Here is an 18267-nt window from a genome sequence, read left to right as displayed (position 1 = left end):
CACGAGTTTGTTGTGAGTCATCAGACAACGAGCCGCCAATTAACCGCCCTCCTGCTCTGATGGACTCCTGAATCCAAAACATAAGCTTGGGGGTAATTATATGAATCAAAACATCCTAGACCGCAGCCGTAATGTCGCCCTTGTGGGGCCTTACTCTAGCGGTAAAACTACCCTACTCGAAAGCCTGCTGTCAGTATCCGGCGCGATCACGCGCAAAGGCACCATCAAAGACGGGAACACCGTTGGGGATGGCAGTCCAGAAGCCCGCGATCGCGCCATGACTGTAGAAGTGTCCGTTGCCAGTAGTACCTATCAAGACATCTCCTTTACTTTTCTGGATTGTCCGGGCTCCGTAGAATTCGCCCAAGAAACCTACAACGCCCTCGTCGGTGCCGGGGCCGCCATTGTAGTCTGTGAGGCCGATATAGCCAAAGTCCTCACCCTCGCCCCCCTATTCAAAATGTTAGATGATTGGGAAATTCCCCATCTTGTCTTTGTCAACAAACTAGATCGTTGCAAAGACAGCTTTATGGAGATTCTCCACGCCCTCAAAGCCGTTTCCAGTCGTCCCCTCGTTCCCCAACAATATCCCATTCGCCAAGACACCGAATTAGTGGGCTATATTGATTTAGTCACCGAACAGGCCTATCAGTACCATGCAGGCAGTCCCGCAGATCCCATTCCCTTCCCCGACCATCTCAAAGACGACGAAAAAGCCGCCCGGGACGAAATGTTAGAAGTCTTAGCCGACTTTGATGATCATTTACTCGAAGAACTCCTAGAAGAAATTAATCCACCCAAAGAAGAAATTCTCAAAGACCTCAAACAAGATTTAAGCGCGGATTTGGTGGTTCCCGTTTTCTTGGGCATTGCAGAACAAGATTATGGCGTGCGCCCCCTCCTCGATGCCTTAGTAGAAGAAGCCCCCCATCCCGGTGTCACCGCAGAACGTCGCGGCCTGAAGCCTGAAGCCCCCGGTGATGTAATTGCCCAAGTGTTAAAAACCTACTACACCCCCCAAGGCGGCAAACTCTCCCTCGTGCGGGTATGGCAAGGAGAACTGAATGATGGAATGTCCTTAAATGGCGTGCGCGTCGGCGGGATTTATCGCCTGATGGGACAACAACAAGAATCCGTCACCCAAGCTTACACAGGGCAAATTGTCGCCTTGAGTCGGATGGAAGGCGTCTTAACCGGAGATACCCTAACCAGTGGGGATCTTAACAAACTAAAACCCCTGCCCAAAGCCGATAAACTCGAACCCGTGTATGCTTTGGCCATTACCCCAGAACATCGCAAAGATGAAGTGAAACTCAGTTCTGCCTTGGGTAAATTGTTAGAAGAAGATCCCGCCCTCCATTGGGAACAACACGGCGACACCCGGGAAATCATCCTCTGGGGCCAAGGGGAGATTCATATTAAAGTGTCTCTTGACCGTCTGCGTCGCAAGTATAACTTGCCCATGACAACCCATTTACCCCGCATTCCCTATAAAGAAACCATCCGGGGCAGCTTTAAGTCTCACGGACGCTATAAACACCAAAGCGGTGGTCATGGTGCCTTTGGGGATGTGCATTTAGAAATTAGCCCCCTCAGTCGTGGGGAAGGGTTCAAGTTTACCGATACCATCGTGGGCGGTGTGGTGCCCAAACAATACATTCCGGGTGTGGAAACCGGGGTGCGGGAGTATTTGGTGCAAGGACCTCTGGGTTTCCCGGTGGTGGATGTGTTGGTGAACTTAAGTGATGGGTCTTATCACACCGTAGACAGTTCAGAACAGGCTTTTAAACAAGCGGCACGGGTAGCCATGACGGAAGGAATGCCCAAGTGTAACCCGGTGTTGTTGGAACCCATCCTGTTGGTGAAAGTCTTGGTTCCCAATGAGTTCACCTCTAAAGGGTTACAGTTAGTCACGGGACGACGGGGCCAAATTCTGGGTTATGAAAGCTTAGAGGGTTGGCAGAATTGGGATCAGGTGACAGCCCACTTGCCTCAAGCGGAAATGCAGAACTTTATTATTGAGTTGCGATCGCTCACTCTCGGCGTTGGTTTCTTCCATTGGGAGTATGACCACCTGCAAGAGGTTCCCGACCGATTGGCAGAAAATGTCCTCGCCCAAAATAGTGCAACTTAGGGCATTCTAACCCCTCGTTGATCATTCACCCAAAGAAACCCGGTTTCTCGCTCACTCTTCCCATTTTGTGGGAAGAAAAACCCGAAACCGGGTTTCTGGGGATTCTGTTTTTTGGGGTGTTTGTTGGGTTGCGCTTCCTCTGCCGAACCTATGATTGACCCAACCTACGACGGGGTGTTTGTTGGGTTTTGCTTTTCTTCCACAACTCTGATTTCTAATAACACTTGACCAAGCCCCCCCTCCCCTACCCCCAGGCCTTTCAATTCCACCCGAAAAAACGCTATCGGGTAGATATTCCTGTGGCGCACCTCCCCACACAAACCCCCATCTCCCTCCCTGTCACCATCATTCATGGGCGGGAACCGGGCGCGATTTTGTGGTTAAGTGCTGCTATACATGGGGATGAGATCAACGGGGTGGAAATTATTCGTCAAGTGGTCCAACGCATCCAACCTCAACAGCTACGGGGAACTTTAATCGCCGTTCCCGTGGTCAATGTATTTGGCTTTATTGAACAAAACCGCTATCTGCCGGACCGACGGGATTTAAACCGATGTTTTCCCGGCTCCCCTAATGGCTCTCTCACCTCCCGTTTAGCTCATCTTTTTATGCGCGAAATTGTCACTCGTAGCACCCACGGCATTGATTTACATACAGCCTCAGATCATCGGGTGAATTTACCCCAAATTCGAGCCAATCTAGAAGATCCCGAAACCTACCTCTGCGCCCGAGCGTTTGGCGCTCCCGTGATGCTACATTCCACGACGCGGGATGGCTCTCTGCGTGAAGCGGCCGGAAAGCGGGGGATTCCCATTTTGCTCTATGAAGCGGGGGAAGCAATGCGGTTTGATCTTGAATCCATTCGTATTGGGGTAGAAGGCGTTATACGAGTGATGACGGTGTTGGAAATGTGTAGTCCTATTGCGTTGACTCCCCCTCCTCAGCCTTTAGAATGCCGTCAATCTAAATGGGTACGAGCCGCCCGTAGTGGGATTTTGCGCTTGGCGGTGAAGTTGGGGGAGGTTGTGGAAAAAAAACAGGTTTTAGGGACGATTTCCGATGCCTTTGGAGATAAAAGCGTGCGAGTCCGGGCAACGGTGGGAGGGGTGGTGATTGGTTTCACCCAAAACCCGTTAGTGAATCAAGGGGATGGGATTCTACATCTGGCCATTATAGGGAACGGGGAATAGGGAGAGGGGGAGAGGGGGAGAATTGATAATTATTCCCTATCACCTATTACCGACTCCCGATTCCCGACTCCCGATTCCCGACTCCCGATTCCCGATTCCCGACTCCCGACTCCCGACTCCCGACTCCCGACTCCCGACTCCCGACTCCCGACTCCCGACTCCCTATTCCCTATTACTCACTCTTTTACTAGGCATGGGAAGGAGAATCGAGAAAGTGGTTCCTTGACTGGGTTGAGAGTTAAACGTTAGTTGTCCTCGGTGTTTTTCCACAATAATCTGATAGCTGATGAATAATCCCATCCCGGTTCCTTGTCCAATGGGTTTGGTGGTAAAGAAGGGGTCAAAAATGTGATTTTGTACAGCCGGGGAGATGCCAAAACCGTTGTCTTTGATGGAAATTAAAACCTTTTGATGGGGGGTGCATTGGGTGGTGATTTCAAGGGTGGGATGGCTAGGTTTAGCTTGGGCGATCGCATCAATGGCGTTATTGAGCAAATTCATGAACACCTGATTCAGTTGTCCGGGATGACATTCCACCCAAGGCAACTCCCCATAGTGACGGACAATCTCAATCCTGTGCTGTTCGAGACGGTTGTGTAAAATCACGAGGGTACTTTCTAACCCTTGGTGAATATCTACCGCCTTCTGTTCCGCTTCATCCAGTCGGGAGAAGTTGCGCAAACTCTGCACGATGCGATGGATGCGTTCTGTTCCCTGTCGCATAGATGCAAGGACTTGGGGACAATCCTCCCTGAGATAGTCTAGGTCAATTTCGTGAATGTAGTCCTGAATATCTGGGGTGGCGGTGGGGAAAGCGGTGTGGTAGTCGTTGACCAATTGCAAGAGGTCTTGTAAATACTGGTTAACGTAGGGCAAGTTACTGTAAATAAAGCCGACGGAGTTGTTAATTTCGTGGGCAATGCCGGAGACTAATTGCCCTAAAGAGGACATTTTTTCCGTGTGAATCAGTTGGGCTTGGGTGGCTTGGAGTTGATTGAGGGTATTTTTCAGAATTTGAATGGTTTGTTCTAGGCGATCGCTTTGTTCGAGAGTCGCTTGTTCGGAAATGTTCAGAAGTTCCGTCAGGGTGTTAACCTGAGAGCGCAAGCGGGTAATTAATTGTCGGCGGCCGCCAGTGGCCAAGCTTTTGAAATCAAACAAGTCCTCAGATTCTGTCGTTTGGAAAACGGTACCCCGATCAAAGGGTAAAATCGCCACTTTGATATTTAAAGCCAAGGGGCGGAATAATTCCAGCATTTCCGGGGCTAGGGCGTTCCGCAGTCCTAAGAGGGTAACAAAACAACTCCCCGACGGTAAAACCCCCCACAATCCTACAATCGCCTGAACACCGACTAGAGTTTCCCCAGAACATCCGGCCGCTACAATCGCTTTTAAGCTCTCTTGCCCCAGTTGAAAGACGGGATTGTGTTGGGGGGAGAGGGCTTGAGATTCGGGGATTTCTGAGGTTAAAAAGAGATGACGGGGTAAATGCGCCTCCTCTAACAGTGTGAACCAAGGGGGAGCCGAGGGAGAATCGGGATGAAGGGCGATCGCTCGTTTTCCCTCATTGCCCGGAGTTTGGGTACTAGAGAGTAGGATCAAACAAGGGGTATTGCTGCGGAGAGTTAAGGTGGAAACCCCGCCCCCCTCTGCCCCCAATTCTTCAGTTTCTAAGGAGGTTTGTAAATCCGAGGTTAAATCCCCATAGAGATGGGTTTTCCAAAACTGCACCCATTCACACACAGAAGACTGACCTTGAGACACCCCCAAATTCAACGCCAGACAATCTACTAAGGCTTGGCTGACTTCCTCCATGCTATCCACTCCCCCCCCGCACTGGCGCAGAGCAAGCCCCAAGGTGGACATATCACGCAATGAAAATGAAAACAGTTCAGACAATAGTCACCTCTCTAACGGCAAAATTAGGTTGAATAAGTCCTCTGGAGGGCTTCCAAGAAAGCACCTAACCTTGAGCGATTTCCTGCCGATAGTTTCATCCTAAGTCGGATTTAGAGGGGGAATACCGACTCGGGTACATATCTTAATCCAAGGTTAAGAATAGGGGAGCAGGGGGAGAGAGGGAGACGAGGAATTAAGACTTATTCCCTATTCCCTATTCCCTATTCCCTGTTCCCCGTTCCCCGTTCCCCGTTCCCTAATTTTCGACACATTGAATTGTGAGATCCGGGACTTGGGCTTGTAGAATTTTGCAGGTACTAAATCCCACAATGCCATCGGGTAATAAATTATTGCGAATTTGGAATTGTTTGACAGCAATTTCCGTCCGCAGACCATAATAACCGTCGATTTCGTCGTGATAAAACCCCAGAATCTTTAACGCTCGTTGAATCAGTTCCACTTGAGAAGTGCGATCGCCTCGTCTCAATAAAATCCCCTGTCGTCTCAGTTCATCCCCCATCGCAGGACTCGGAGCAGTTCCCCCCACAGATCGGGACGTTCTAGGGGGCGGAGGGGGTGCAGAATCCCCCCTTGGGGTAGGAGTTCTAGTAGGAGTCGCCCTTTGCCCCAAAGAAGCAGTGGGGGGTCTAGTCGCCCCAGTAGGTTCAGATTCTGCCCTTGTCGCCCCTTGACCCCTATCAGGACTCGATTCCCTCGCCTCCGCCCCCCTAGGAGTAGGAACCTCCCCCTCCGATGGCGTCGTGGTGGGGGTTTGGGTCACAGAATCCCCCGATTCTGTCTCCTCCTCTAAAGTCTCCTCATCCTCCTCTAACACCTCGTCAACTTCCGGTTCAGGGGCTGCTTCCTCCTCCTCCAAGGGCGAAGACTCCACCTCTTGAACCGTTTCACCCTCCACCCCGTCGGACTCCTCAACGACCTGAGAAGCCCCTTCTAATAAATCCGTGGTAATTTGCACCGTCAAAATAATCGGTAAAGCAATCCCAGTTAACAACGTGGCGACAATGCCAAAGCGCAATTCTCGCACTTGACGCTTTAACAGCAGGAAAACCATCAACAGTAACATCAACAGCGAGAGGACGATCATCCCGCCGTAAGTTTCGAGGATGGTATGGGGTGCAATTTCCCGTCTGTATTGGGGTTCTAAGGCTTCTTCTAGGGTGTTTTGAGCTATCAGGGGGGCAAAACGATCATTGCCCAACACTGGGCGAACAGAGGAAGGATTAGAGGGGAAATTGTGCCGTTGCATCCACTTGCGCTACTGTGATGTGATGTTCAGAATCAGACTACATACTATCAGGAATCTTGATCGGAAAAGATGTTCCTTTACCTCTCTAAACTACTGCCTGTTTTCCTGTACCCCATTGGCTTAACCTGTGTTTTGTTAGGAGTCGCGTTTGTTTTGGGCTGGCGACAATCCCGTTGGACTCCTCTCCCGTTGGCGCTGGCCTTTTTAGTTTTAATGATATCGGGCAATGGTTGGGTCAATGCCCGTTTAGTAACCAGTTTAGAGTGGCAACATATTCCCCCGGCCGAACTGCCTCAAGCCGATGCCATTGTAGTGTTAGGGGGTGGGATCAAACCGAAATTACCCCCGCGGCCGATGATGGATTTGAGTGACAAAGGCGATCGCGTTATCTATGCTGCCCAACTCTACCGAGAAGGCAAAGCCCCCCTCATTATCGCCTCTGGGGGGCGCATTGACTGGTCTGGTCAATTCCCCCCAGAATCCGAAGACATGGCCGAATTTCTACAAATGTTAGGCGTTCCCCCCGACGCCATCATCCAAGAACCCCGTTCCCTCAACACCTATCAAAACGCCCTTTTTACCCGAGAAATCTTAGTCGAGCGAGGAATTGAACGAATTTTATTAGTCACCTCCGCCCTCCATATGCCCCGTTCCTACTTAATCTTCCAACGGCAAGGTATAGAAGCCATCCCCGCCCCGACGGATTTTCTCGCCACCTTCCCCACCGGGAATTCCGGCCCCGTGAGTTTCGGCGCTCGTCTCCTCAGTTGGCTCCCCGACACAGAGCGCGTCGCCACCACAACGGAAGTTTTGAAGGAGTATCTGGGTTTATTGGTGTATCGGTTGCGAGGTTGGTTGTAAGCTACCCCTGACTACGCTACGCTAAAGTCAGGGGCTTTCTGTAGCCCTAAATCTATAATCAACGCCGATAACCTTCTCGGATTTAATGGGTTTCGGCGGTTCTGATTTTAATTGAATGTGGACATACCAATCCCCGTCACGATGTAAACAAATTTGAGCCGATGTAGGATTTTGTCCTTGAAGTTTTCCTCGATGGTAGTTACTTGCTCTCAGGTTAATGGTTAATCTTTTCCCTGTAGTGCTAACAGTAATTGCCCAGTCTCTTTCGACAAAACGAAAAGTTCGAGCGTCACAGTCAAAACTGGTAGGGGCAAAGTTTTTAACTTTCTTCCCTTTTTGTTTTGCTGTTAAACGGTTAGCCGCTACCCGACCGCAAGCTCTGACAACGTGGTTAGCCGTCAGCCCGAACTTCTCTTTAACGTCCTTATAGCAGACGGCTTGGATTGAGTTTCGGTTAGTAAGTCTAAGTTTGTCAAGTCAAGGGATATTCCAGAGGGTTTTAAGATCAAACAAGTTCAAGTAATCAAGAAAGCATCGGGTTACTATGTCAACTTAGCAATTGAGCTTGATGTTAATATCCCAACCCCAATACCTCACGGTCACGCTTTGGGGATTGATGTTGGGATTCAAAGTATGCTGGCAACTTCCGATGGTTTGATTCTTCCTAGACCGAAGTTTTTAGATAAAGCACGGCGTAAGATTAAATTACTACAAAGAAGGCTTAGGAATAAAAACAAAGGGTCTAATAAATGGCAGAAGCTACAGCATCGGATCGCTCTATTACATGAAGCCGTAGCCAACAGAAGAAAGGATTACCATTTCAAATTAGCCTATCAACTCTGTGATGGAGTCGGTAGTAAAACAGCGTGGATTAACTGCGGTCGGTGCGCCCGTGGTCAAACAGCCCAGTCATGGCGTTCTGTCGGGGACTTCGGTCTAGATAAGAGTCTATATGGGAATCCCTCGCTTTCAGCGATGGGAGGTTCAATCAACAGCCCCTAGTTACAAGACCCAATACTCACCCACTGACTGGAACCATCTACCCAGTGTTCTTTTTTCCAGATAGGTGCATTGTGCTTTAAGGTATCAATGGCATACTGACAAGCGGCAAACGCTTCCCCACGATGGGGACATCCGACAGCTACGAGGACGCTAATTTCCCCAATCTGTAGCCGTCCGGTGCGATGATGAATGATCACCTGATTGGTTGCAGGCCACTCTCGACGGATATTTTGGGCGATATCTTGGAAAATTGCGATCGCCATCGGTTCATAGGCCTGATACTCTAGAAACCTTACCTCCTTACCCTCCGTGTTGTTGCGCACTGTCCCACTCATCACAACAATAGCCCCATTGCCCGGATCATCGGCGAGACGATAGACTTCCGCTAGTTCTAGGGGAGCAAACGTAATTTTAAATTGATCCGTGTTCGCTAAAGACATCTCCACTCAGTCGTTCCATTCCTCATAGCCGTTTGTAGTAGCGCTTCAGCGCACGAGAGCATAGGTCAACACTCACCCGCTCAAAAGTAGCGCTTAATAGCCCAGTAATGCGATCGCTCCGTTTGTAGTAGCGCTTCAGCGCACGAGAGCATAGGTCAATACTCACCCGCTCAAAAGTAGCGCTTAATAGCCCAGTAATGCGATCGCTCCGTTTGTAGTAGCGCTTCAGCGCACGAGATCATAGGTCAACACTCACCCGCTCAAAAGTAGCGCTTAATAGCCCAGTAATGCGATCGCCTGTTTCCGAGAGATGAGCCCGAGTATAAGCATCCAACTGCCCCCCAAAACGCCCCAGAACCCGGTTAATTGCCCCTTGAAGCTGCCTCAACTCATACCAAGCCAGTGTTCTGGCATCTTCCGGCACTGGCGAGCGTCCTAGCACCATAGCCCCCAAAATCTGGAGGTGTTCCCGTTGGAGAGAACGGCGTAGACTTGAAATATTAACCCCAGACCGTTGAGCATCCAAGACTTCCGACCAGATCCCCGCCTGAAGCGTATCATATAACTCCGGCAAGCTTAAAGCCTCTTGGGGGCTTTTCAACTCCTGATCTCGTAGACGACTCAGCCGTTGGGGGGACAGGAGCGATCGCAAAATCCGTCCTTGTAGTGCCAAAATATTGTCATGGATGGGATAGTCCAGATTCAACAACGGAACAGGCTGCCCCACACCCGGCCACCTCGAAGGCGCCAACTGATTCAATAAACCCGGGGAAAAACTAAACCCCTCCGTCGAAAACAGATACTTTTGCAACAAATTCAGCGCCTCCCGTTGTTGCTGTAACGACACCTGTTGAAAGGGTAAGCGACTATTGGGACGACCCGGGCGATCGCGATTAAACGAACGTCCACCAATAAAATTCGAGATAAAAGACACTTGGCGGGAATAGTAACTAAAAATCTGGTTAAACCTCGCCCGCATATCACTATAGCGATCGCCCGCCACCGGATAGCGCCGTTCCAACTGTTGCCACATCCGACGGGAATTCTCCAATTGCCATTGGGCAAACCTCAACACATCCCCACTCAAATCAAACGCATTCACATTCGGATCCTGAAACCCGAATAAATCCTCATCCGTCGCATAGGCAAACTCCGGACGGCTAGACTCACTCGCAATCTCATCTAAAAACTGCCGTTCCGCCCCCGAAACTAACGCCCCACTGTACTTATAGCCATACTCAATTGCCCACCCATCATAAGGCCCCACCACCACCGGGAAAAAATCTCCCTGCGGAGTCCCAGGGGGAGCCAAATTCACCCCCACATAATCCATCATCGAACTCACCAACCCCTTATCATGAGTCACCTCCGTATTATTCAACTCCTCGGGCCTTAACAACGTACTGCCGTGGAAATTGTGCCGCAAACCCAAAGCATGGCCAATTTCGTGCGCCACCAAAAAACGCAAAAACTGATTAATATACTGCTCACGCGCCGCCTGTCGGGGAATCACATCCCCCAACAACGTCATCCCCACCATCCCCATATTCGCCTGTTCCAACGCCCCAAACCCATAACAGAGGTCATAATCCGTCATCAAATGTTCCAACGGCGAAACCTTCTGAGGTTCCCCTTGTTCAGACCATCCCTCCGTACTTTGTCCCCAATACTGTTGAAACCCTAACCCCTGACGACACCAATCCTCCGTAAACAGAGAATCCTCTAACCCCTGATGCAGCCCAGGGAGATTTTGAAACTGATCTTGCAGATAGCGCAACACATTCCCATTAATCACAACATCCGCCGCCAAAATCTCCCCCGTAAGTGGATTCATCTGAGACGGGCCAATCCCCAAAATCCCAGAACTCGACGTACTCGACCAGCGCACCGTGTTATAACGCACATCCGCCGGATCCCACGTCGCATCATCCGGCATTTGTTTCACCACAATAGCCTCCTGAAACCCCGCCCTCTCAAAAGCCTTATTCCAAGCCAAAACCCCATCCCGTACCGCCTCCCTATACTCCATCGGGATCGTATTTTCCAGCCAGAACACAATCGGTTTTACCGGACGAGACGACAGCGCCAGAGGATCTTGCGGTTCCAGTCGCCAGCGCCTAATATACCGCACCACCGGATCCCGACTGCGAGTATCCCCTACATCTTGATAAGTATTAATAAAATAACCCACCCGATCATCCGCCAAGCGGGGAACATAGCGATTATCTTGGGGCAATTGAGAGATACTATAGTGAACCCCTAAATTGAACGAACGGGGATCAGGAATCGAAGGAATGGGCAGCGGACCTCGACTCCCCGAAGAAAAGCCATAGACCACATTGAGTTCTATATTTTCAGGAAATGCCCGGACTTTGTTCAGATAGGACTTGTCCGAGTCAATGCTATAGTTCGCCCCCAAAGAATTGGCTAACCCGGACACATCATCCTGAGAAAGTAACAACCGGGTAAAATCCACTAAAATACTGTTGCGCGTGGGGTGAGTTGCCGCAACGGGTAAAACTTGTAAGACTGAATCACTAAAAGACTGTTGCACCGAACGTTCAACCGCCGGATCTTGACTCACCCGAAAGCTTAAATTCGGTAAAACAAACTGAATCTGGTTGTTGACCCGACGGAAGCGAAACAGAAAACTCCGAATCGGAAACCCTGTGACTAACCGATCTTCCCCAATTCCACTGGCCAAGGACGTAATTAAGAGATAATCTCGATTGAGTTGTTCCGGTTGGATTTCCAGATAAAGTTTCCCTGCACCATAATAGAGCCGAAACAGTCCCTCTTTTTCCCGCTTGCCTTGCACCAAGTCTTCAAAAGATTGGCTCTGAGTGCGGGCGATTGGCCAAGGCGGGGATAATTGGGCTTGTAGAGGTAGAGGCACCAGGAAAAACACCATCAACAACCCAACCAGAAACCAGAGTGTTAAACCGAACCAAAAGCGAATTCTTTTCATAGTACATAAGTATCAATCTATTGAGATTGAAAGCCGTGCGCCAACCGGAGAGCAACAGAATCAGCATTATGGCGATTGTAATCAGTTAGTACATTTGATGGTTGTGCAATTCAAAACCCAACAACACCGAACAGCAACCTCTAGGTTGGGTGCAGCGAAAGCGAAACCCAACAACTCAAATGAAGATACCAAAGCAAACATTTCGATACTGATGGAAGAACCGGATACTCACTGATTCAGGTTACTTCACCCCTTCAAAAAGTATAACCTCTCAGCCCGCACCGTGGGGAGTCGGGAGTCGGGAATCGGGAGTCGGTGTAGGGGCGCAATGCTTGCGCCCTAGGGAGTCGGGAGTCGGGAGTCGGGAATCGGGAATTGGGTGTCGGGAATCGGTGTAGGGGCGCAATGCTTGCGCCCTAGGGGGTCGGGGGGAGGGGGAGAGAGGGAGACAAGGAATTAAGACTTATTACCTATTACCTCCTCCCTGTTCCCTGTTCCCCGTTCCCTAAAATAAAAGAGTTTTGGCTATTCACTAGCCACTATTCCCCTGCTCCCCTACTCCCCTGCTCCCTTGTTCCCCCTCCCCCGCTCCCCCCTGCTCCCCTGCCCCCCTGCTCCCCCGCCCCCCACCACAAGCCCAATTTTCTCCCACTGATAAAATTTCTTCATAAATTGGGTAGCCTAGGGATAAGACAACTCATGGGTTAAGGAGAACAGAACCGCTTAAGTTGCGGGTTCTCCTGATTTCTTGGGGGGCATCCAGAGTCACACCCACCCCAAAACCCCTGAGCGTCCTGTTCAAAGTAACCTTTGAGCTTATCCATTCCCTCCGCCATCTAGCAAAATTCCGGGAGATTGCGGTTGACGAGTCTTAAGCTCAGTCGTTATGACAGAAAAAAATCTGACGAAAAAAAATTCAGACCCGAGTCATTTCGTCCGAAATTGCTCCGACCTGAATTGAAGTCTTCCCTAGTTGTGTTTGCCCCTCCTTGTCTCAAAATCCAGACCGGATATTAAACCGGGTGCATCCCCTAGCGTAATCTCTGCTCTTTCCTTGCTCTTTCCCTCTGGTAGGACATTTACCATGTCAATGCTTCAACGGCTTATCAACAGTTTTCAGGCTCTCGGGCGAGAACTGCTTTTGCTGCCCAGAAAGCTGCTCAGAACCCTAAAACAGGCCTTTAACCGCCTACTGCACCAACGGTTACACCCTCAACAGCAATCTTCCACCCAGGCCGGGTTTGTGCTGCCTACTGTTGTTATGGTGATTCTGGTTGTCACCCTACTCACGACCTCTATTCTCTTCCGGTCTACTGACCGAGCGAAAAACGCCGGGAATTTCCGGGTGAATCAAGTCGTCCTCAGTGCTGTATCCCCGGCCTTAGACCGAGCGAAAGCCAAACTCAACGCCGCCTTTGAAGACCCTACCCTACCCCAGGGCACCCCGTCCGATTTAGCCGTTACCAACGTTTTAAGTAATTCACGCTACACCCTCCCCGATGAAGTGCGCCTCCGTTTGGCCGTGGATTTTCGGAACGGAGCCGGACAACTCACCCCAGACAATACCATTCAGGCTACCAACGACCGAGGCTTAGAATTTAACGAAACCATTACCACCGCTTGGCGGTTTCCCGTCGATACAGACAACAACGGGAGATTTGATAGTTTTACCCTCTACGGCATTTATTACCGCAGTCCTAGCCGAGATAACAGTGGTTTGTTTAACCGGGTCCGAGTTCCCCTTGATGCTCGCACCCCACCCCAAGATGATGGGGCGAGTAGCGGAGCTTGTACGGCAGCCTTGGGAACCAGTGCCAGCTTAGTCGGGGCTGATGGTTGGTATAAAGCCGGGGGAGTCTTGAAAAAAGGTTTCTTTACCTATGCCGCCACGGTTCCCATCGTAGACATTAATCAACAAGGTCTTTTCCCCACGGGGACGAATTTAGCCCTTTACGAAAACCATCAAGGCAACCGAGGCTTTGCGGCGGTGGAGTATCAACAAGACCGCGCCCGGATTCCTTTGGGCAATAACGCCATTGCCTATGAAGATGACCTCGATATGTTCTCTGGGACACCTTTAAGAATTAATGGTCGGATTGTGGTGAATAGTAACCTCCACGCCGGGACTACCCGCAATGGCAACCTACACTTTTATCAAGTCAGTAGTGATGAGTCCTGTTTTTACGAGGCAGAAAACGCCCGGATTATTATTGGTGGCAATATTACCAATGGTTTAGTGGGGAGTACCCAAACCTGGAATACTATTAACTTTGACCTATTCCGAGGTCGGGGCAATGACCCAAGCACTGCTAATTTTGCCAATGCTCAAGCCTCTTCCACTAGCAGCAATGCCAGTGTAACGGCTTACAACACCCAAGCCTACGAAGAGCGCATTCAATTGTTAGTCAATGCTGCTATTGACCGCAATAGTTTCAACGCACCGCCGGGAACCGCCCCTAACCGAACAGTCACCGGAAACGACCCGGAACCCGTGCGGAATCGGGTACGAGATTTAATCAACAACGAAGCCAACCCCAGAAATTCTGACAGTGCCAGACGGGAAGCCTTAGAAGTCTGGTTTAGAAACCGGACTCGTCGCGTTCCCTTTGCTGAAGTTCCCTTTGGACAAAGTGCCACGACCGGGTTTACAACAGCCAACGTTTTGCAGGGTCAGGGAACGGACTTTTTACGGCCGCCTGACAATTGGATTTATCCTTTTGCCCTGAATAATCACACCTCGGCCAATGCTCAAAGTCGGATTAGCTTAAGACTAGAAAACGTTCCGGCCAGTGACCCAGATTTGTTGGATGAACGGGAAATAAATTTAGGCGATCGCATTTTAGCAGGAAACAACCTCCCGCCCAACTGGTACGACCCCAGCACAGAAAACTTTGCCGATGCCAACACCCAACAAATTTATCAGCCCGCCACCAACTGGTTAAGTGCCGGGTCAGGAACCGGGGCTCCAGGTCCACGCTATCGGAAAACCCGCGTCCGGGAATTAGTAGACCTTGGGTTAACCGACCGGGACGGCTTCTGGGAAACCCAAGCCGCCACCCTGCCAGAAAACGAACTCGACGGGATTGGTGGCTTGCGTATCGTCACCGGAGCCGGGGTCTACTTACCCGCCAATGACAACATCACTGGAGCAGATACAGTAGTTTGGCCTGATTGGATGCCTCAACCTCGGGATCCTCAACCCGGCCGCACACCCGCCGGACATCCCTATGAGGGCAAAATCTTCTATGACCCCGACGGCAACGCCAGCACAGCGAACAACATCGCCATTGACGACTCGGCCGCCCGTCGGCCTTACCTGAAAATGCGCGCTACCGCCGTTTATCACTACGTCCGGGATGACGACAACAACGCCCGCACCCCCGCCCCTCCCGTGGCCTGTGTGAGTAGTTTTTACGACCCCACCGACAGCACCACCGCCCGCAACCGTGCCGGACTGTCCGGTAATAGCGGGGATCTGGGCTGGAATCAAGGGGCAGCAGGAGTTCCTACCCGAACAGGCATTTCCGGCAGTGTTGCCAACTCCAACAACGGCATCACCTACAGCCCACCCACCGTTAATGGTTTAACCGTTGGCTCAGGAGATGCCGCTTTAGCCTATCAAGCCAGCTTAGTCTATCCCAACGGGCGCTTAGTGAACCCCCAACTGGCTAAAGCGCTTAATACGCCCAGTAACCAACGCACCCTAGCAGATCGGGCGGCCATTGACTCCACACTCTGCGCCCTGCAAATTCTGAACGGTGGCATCAGCCCCACAGAAACCCCTACCGCCGGATTCCCCTTGCCCCACGGCACCATTCAAGAAGTCTCCTTTTTAGATGGTCGGGAAATCAAGATGATTGAAGGGAACAGCAGCAGCACTGTTTTTAACCTAGGCAGTGCGGGCAGCGAAAGAAACCAAGCGAACACCGACTTCACCCAAGCCAACAACTACACCCATCAACCGGAAAATGCCGCTCAAAGCGGACTGTCAGAGTACGACCTCTCCGTAGAATTCCGTCAACCGATGGAAATTCGCGCCACGGCCATTAATTTGGATCTGCTGCGGCGACAAAGCACCAACAGCACGACCGAAGGGCCTCAAGACGAGTGGATGTTACCCGCGAGTGGGATTATCTACGCCACTCGGGATGATGCCCTGCCCGATGCCAGCGATAAACCCGCCCGCAGTGATAACACCGTAGCCAATAAACCCAGAATTCCCCTAAACAATAACCCCAACACTCCCTACAACGAGAGTAATGGGGTCGTGAACCTCGCCGCCTACGACTTGGCACAAGATCGGGTGAGTCCTTCAGACTTCTGGTTAGACCCCACCCGCCGCGCTAGTGCCATTCTGTTGATTAACGGTCGAGAATTGGGGCGTAATGCCAGTAATCAATTTGTGGAATCAGAGAAAGGGTTAATCTTAGCCACTAACCTCCCAGTGTATATCAAAGCCCAAAACGCCAACGGCACCCGAGGGGGCTTTAACCTCCATGATTCCGAAGAATTCACCACCACCTTAGACGATACTTGGAGTAACTTCTATAGCCGAACAGAAAACACACTGAATCCCCAATTTGCCTGTCGCACCAATGACGACCGCTTGCCCGGTTGTACCACTGGCGACCGATGGCGCACGGCTTCCATCTTGTCTGATGCTGTCACCCTGCTGTCGGAAAATTTCCGCTTTGGTTTCCGCAACGAGGGAGACTATGACTTGAGAAATAATCAGGTCGATAACCTCTTCCGAGGGCAAGAGGGACAAAACCAGTTACCTAACTTTGTGTCATCTAATGCGGCAACCAACCGACTCCCGGTAACTCCGCCTACTGAGGCTCGGCGTTCTGCCCTGAGTCTTTCGGCGGCTACCAATACTTGGGAGGACACCGTGGAAGAAAAACGGCTGTTTAACGGGTTCTGGGATAACACCTTTGTCACCAATGGTTTATCTAGTTATGTCGATGCGTTTGGGGTATCTGGGGGCGGTCGCTATCTTGATACAAGTTACTCTGAAAACGCGAACCCCGGACTGTATAGTTCCTATTTCAACAACTTTGTCACCCCTATCCAACGGCGGGGCGATTTCCCTGAATATCTGATGGAAATTTGCACAAAGACACCCGTTTCAGAATGTAAAGCCGAGGATTGGTCTGTTAATGGGGGAAGTAGTCTGATTAAGGCTTCTAATCAAATTAATGTAGTTCTCTCCCTGACTGGAGATCATAAAGCTGGCACAACTGCACGTTTCTCCAGTGCTGAACTCCAAAAATTCCCCCGTCGTGTGGCCTTCTTGCGCATGACCGAGGAGATTCAAGAGGTCATTGATGGTGGGGGACGATTACTGGGTGCGAATGACGATCCTATCACTACATTACCGCCAGTTGATGGACTCATTTTAGGAGCTAGTGATTATCCGATCCCTCTAGGAATAACGGGAACAGGAACTGGGACAATTGCCTGTCATACCTATAGCGGTACAGTTAAGCTACAAGAATCTGATGGTAGTGGTGGATTCACCACAGTCTGGACGTGTAGCGCAGCAACACCGAGAGTCACTGATAACGCCCTATGGTTCAAACCCAGCAAGGAGGCTAACAGACCCAATGCTGCGCCAACTAACAACAATAATCAAGACTACACGGCTAACGACCGTCTGCCCTATATTCGGAATGATGCCCTCACCAGCGTTCGCGCTAACCTTCTCGCTCAACCCCTCCTAGAACCCGTACTGCAACTCCATAGTCCTAGCGGCACACAAACGAGATTGAACGAGACTGATGCAGCGACACCAATACAAACCACCCATTGGATTCCTCGGGCTGTGGATAGTAACGGAGCCAACATACCCAAGGGAACCTTTAACTTGGTCATGGCAACAGGGGATAGTCCTTCCCGTTATGCTGTGGGTACTCAAGCCGTTGAGTTCAACGGTGCTGTCTCCAACCTGCCCCGCTTCTTAGAACAGTGGCGACCTGCCACAGGAGCGGCCCCCTATCCCGTAACCATTCAAGGCTCTTTTATTCAACTCAAACGTAGTGCTTATGCCACCGCTCCTTTCTGGCAAATTCTGAAAGAGAATAACCCCAATGCCTTCGCCATTCCGAACAATAATAACAGCGTGTTCAGCTATGCCCAAGGCTACTCCTTTAACGCTGGCCGCCTCCAGAGTTATTATCCTCCTGCACGGCTTTGGGGTTTTGATGTAGGCGTACTATCCCAGTTGCCTGACCTGTTCTCCCAACGGTTCACCCTGCCCCCCACCGATGCCCCGAACGAGTATTTTCGGGAAGTGGGACGGAACGACAACTGGATTCAAACCCTCCTTTGTGCCACCTATAACCCAGCCACTCCCAATGCTCCCACGCCAACCGCCCGGGCGGTTAGCCTTCAAGAGCGACCAAGGGGAAACCGTTGCGCTGAGTTGCGGCAATAACTCCCCGGTCAACCTTGACAATTTATGCCCCTGTGCATTTTGTCAAGGTCGGGGAGAGGGGGAGCAGGGG

The 18267-nt window shown here is 50.9% G+C and carries 9 protein-coding genes and 1 pseudogene; 5 read left to right on the top strand and 5 right to left on the bottom strand.

Going from position 1 to position 18267, the window contains the following annotated elements:
• Nucleotides 1-100: 100 nt before the first annotated feature.
• Together SPI9445_RS0100880 and SPI9445_RS0100870 are read left to right on the top strand one after the other, a co-directional pair.
• Complete coding sequence (locus SPI9445_RS0100880) at nucleotides 101-2134, top strand: elongation factor G (protein ID WP_017302822.1); 2034 nt, start codon at nucleotides 101-103, stop codon at nucleotides 2132-2134.
• A gap of 224 nt (nucleotides 2135-2358) precedes the next feature.
• Nucleotides 2359-3324, top strand: coding sequence for a succinylglutamate desuccinylase/aspartoacylase family protein (locus SPI9445_RS0100870; RefSeq protein ID WP_017302820.1), 966 nt, complete (start codon nucleotides 2359-2361; stop codon nucleotides 3322-3324).
• Nucleotides 3325-3486: 162 nt separating this feature from the next.
• On the opposite strand, the gene SPI9445_RS30985 is transcribed toward SPI9445_RS0100870, so the two are convergent.
• Both SPI9445_RS30985 and SPI9445_RS0100860 read right to left on the bottom strand, forming a co-directional pair.
• Nucleotides 3487-5190 (bottom strand): sensor histidine kinase, encoded by a 1704-nt coding sequence (locus SPI9445_RS30985; RefSeq protein WP_017302819.1) that lies wholly within the window; start codon nucleotides 5188-5190, stop codon nucleotides 3487-3489.
• Nucleotides 5191-5479: 289 nt separating this feature from the next.
• Nucleotides 5480-6490 carry a peptidoglycan-binding domain-containing protein gene (locus SPI9445_RS0100860; RefSeq protein WP_026079433.1) on the bottom strand — a complete coding sequence of 337 codons (1011 nt, stop codon included), beginning with the start codon at nucleotides 6488-6490 and terminating at the stop codon, nucleotides 5480-5482.
• A gap of 69 nt (nucleotides 6491-6559) precedes the next feature.
• Between SPI9445_RS0100860 and SPI9445_RS0100855 the strand changes: the two genes are divergently transcribed.
• Nucleotides 6560-7351: a YdcF family protein gene (locus tag SPI9445_RS0100855; RefSeq protein ID WP_017302818.1), complete on the top strand. Its 792-nt coding sequence runs from the start codon at nucleotides 6560-6562 to the stop codon at nucleotides 7349-7351.
• A gap of 54 nt (nucleotides 7352-7405) precedes the next feature.
• Here the strand turns inward: SPI9445_RS0100855 and SPI9445_RS31825 are convergent.
• Nucleotides 7406-7816, bottom strand: a pseudogene (locus SPI9445_RS31825) (RNA-guided endonuclease InsQ/TnpB family protein); the annotation flags it as partial.
• A 168-nt stretch (nucleotides 7817-7984) separates the two neighbouring features.
• On the opposite strand from SPI9445_RS31825, the gene SPI9445_RS31275 reads away from it, so the two are divergent.
• Entirely contained in the window at nucleotides 7985-8353 is a 369-nt protein-coding gene (locus tag SPI9445_RS31275) for a transposase (RefSeq protein ID WP_017302817.1), read from the top strand.
• Here SPI9445_RS31275 and SPI9445_RS0100845 read toward each other — a convergent pair.
• A complete protein-coding gene (locus SPI9445_RS0100845) occupies nucleotides 8350-8793 on the bottom strand; it encodes a molybdenum cofactor biosynthesis protein MoaE (protein WP_017302816.1) in 444 nt (147 codons plus the stop codon). The genes SPI9445_RS31275 and SPI9445_RS0100845 overlap by 4 nt on opposite strands.
• 238 nt (nucleotides 8794-9031) lie before the next feature.
• Nucleotides 9032-11761 carry a zinc-dependent metalloprotease gene (locus tag SPI9445_RS0100840; protein ID WP_017302815.1) on the bottom strand — a complete coding sequence of 910 codons (2730 nt, stop codon included), beginning with the start codon at nucleotides 11759-11761 and terminating at the stop codon, nucleotides 9032-9034.
• Nucleotides 11762-12845: 1084 nt separating this feature from the next.
• Here SPI9445_RS0100840 and hpsA point away from each other — a divergent pair.
• Nucleotides 12846-18197, top strand: coding sequence for a hormogonium polysaccharide biosynthesis protein HpsA (hpsA, locus tag SPI9445_RS27175; protein ID WP_017302812.1), 5352 nt, complete (start codon nucleotides 12846-12848; stop codon nucleotides 18195-18197).
• Nucleotides 18198-18267 lie beyond the last annotated feature (70 nt).

It is taken from the genome of Spirulina subsalsa PCC 9445 (assembly GCF_000314005.1).
GTDB classification, from domain to species: domain Bacteria; phylum Cyanobacteriota; class Cyanobacteriia; order Cyanobacteriales; family Spirulinaceae; genus Spirulina_A; species Spirulina_A subsalsa.
Note: the sequence above shows the minus strand (reverse complement) of the source record. Positions and strands in the feature narration are given on the sequence as shown.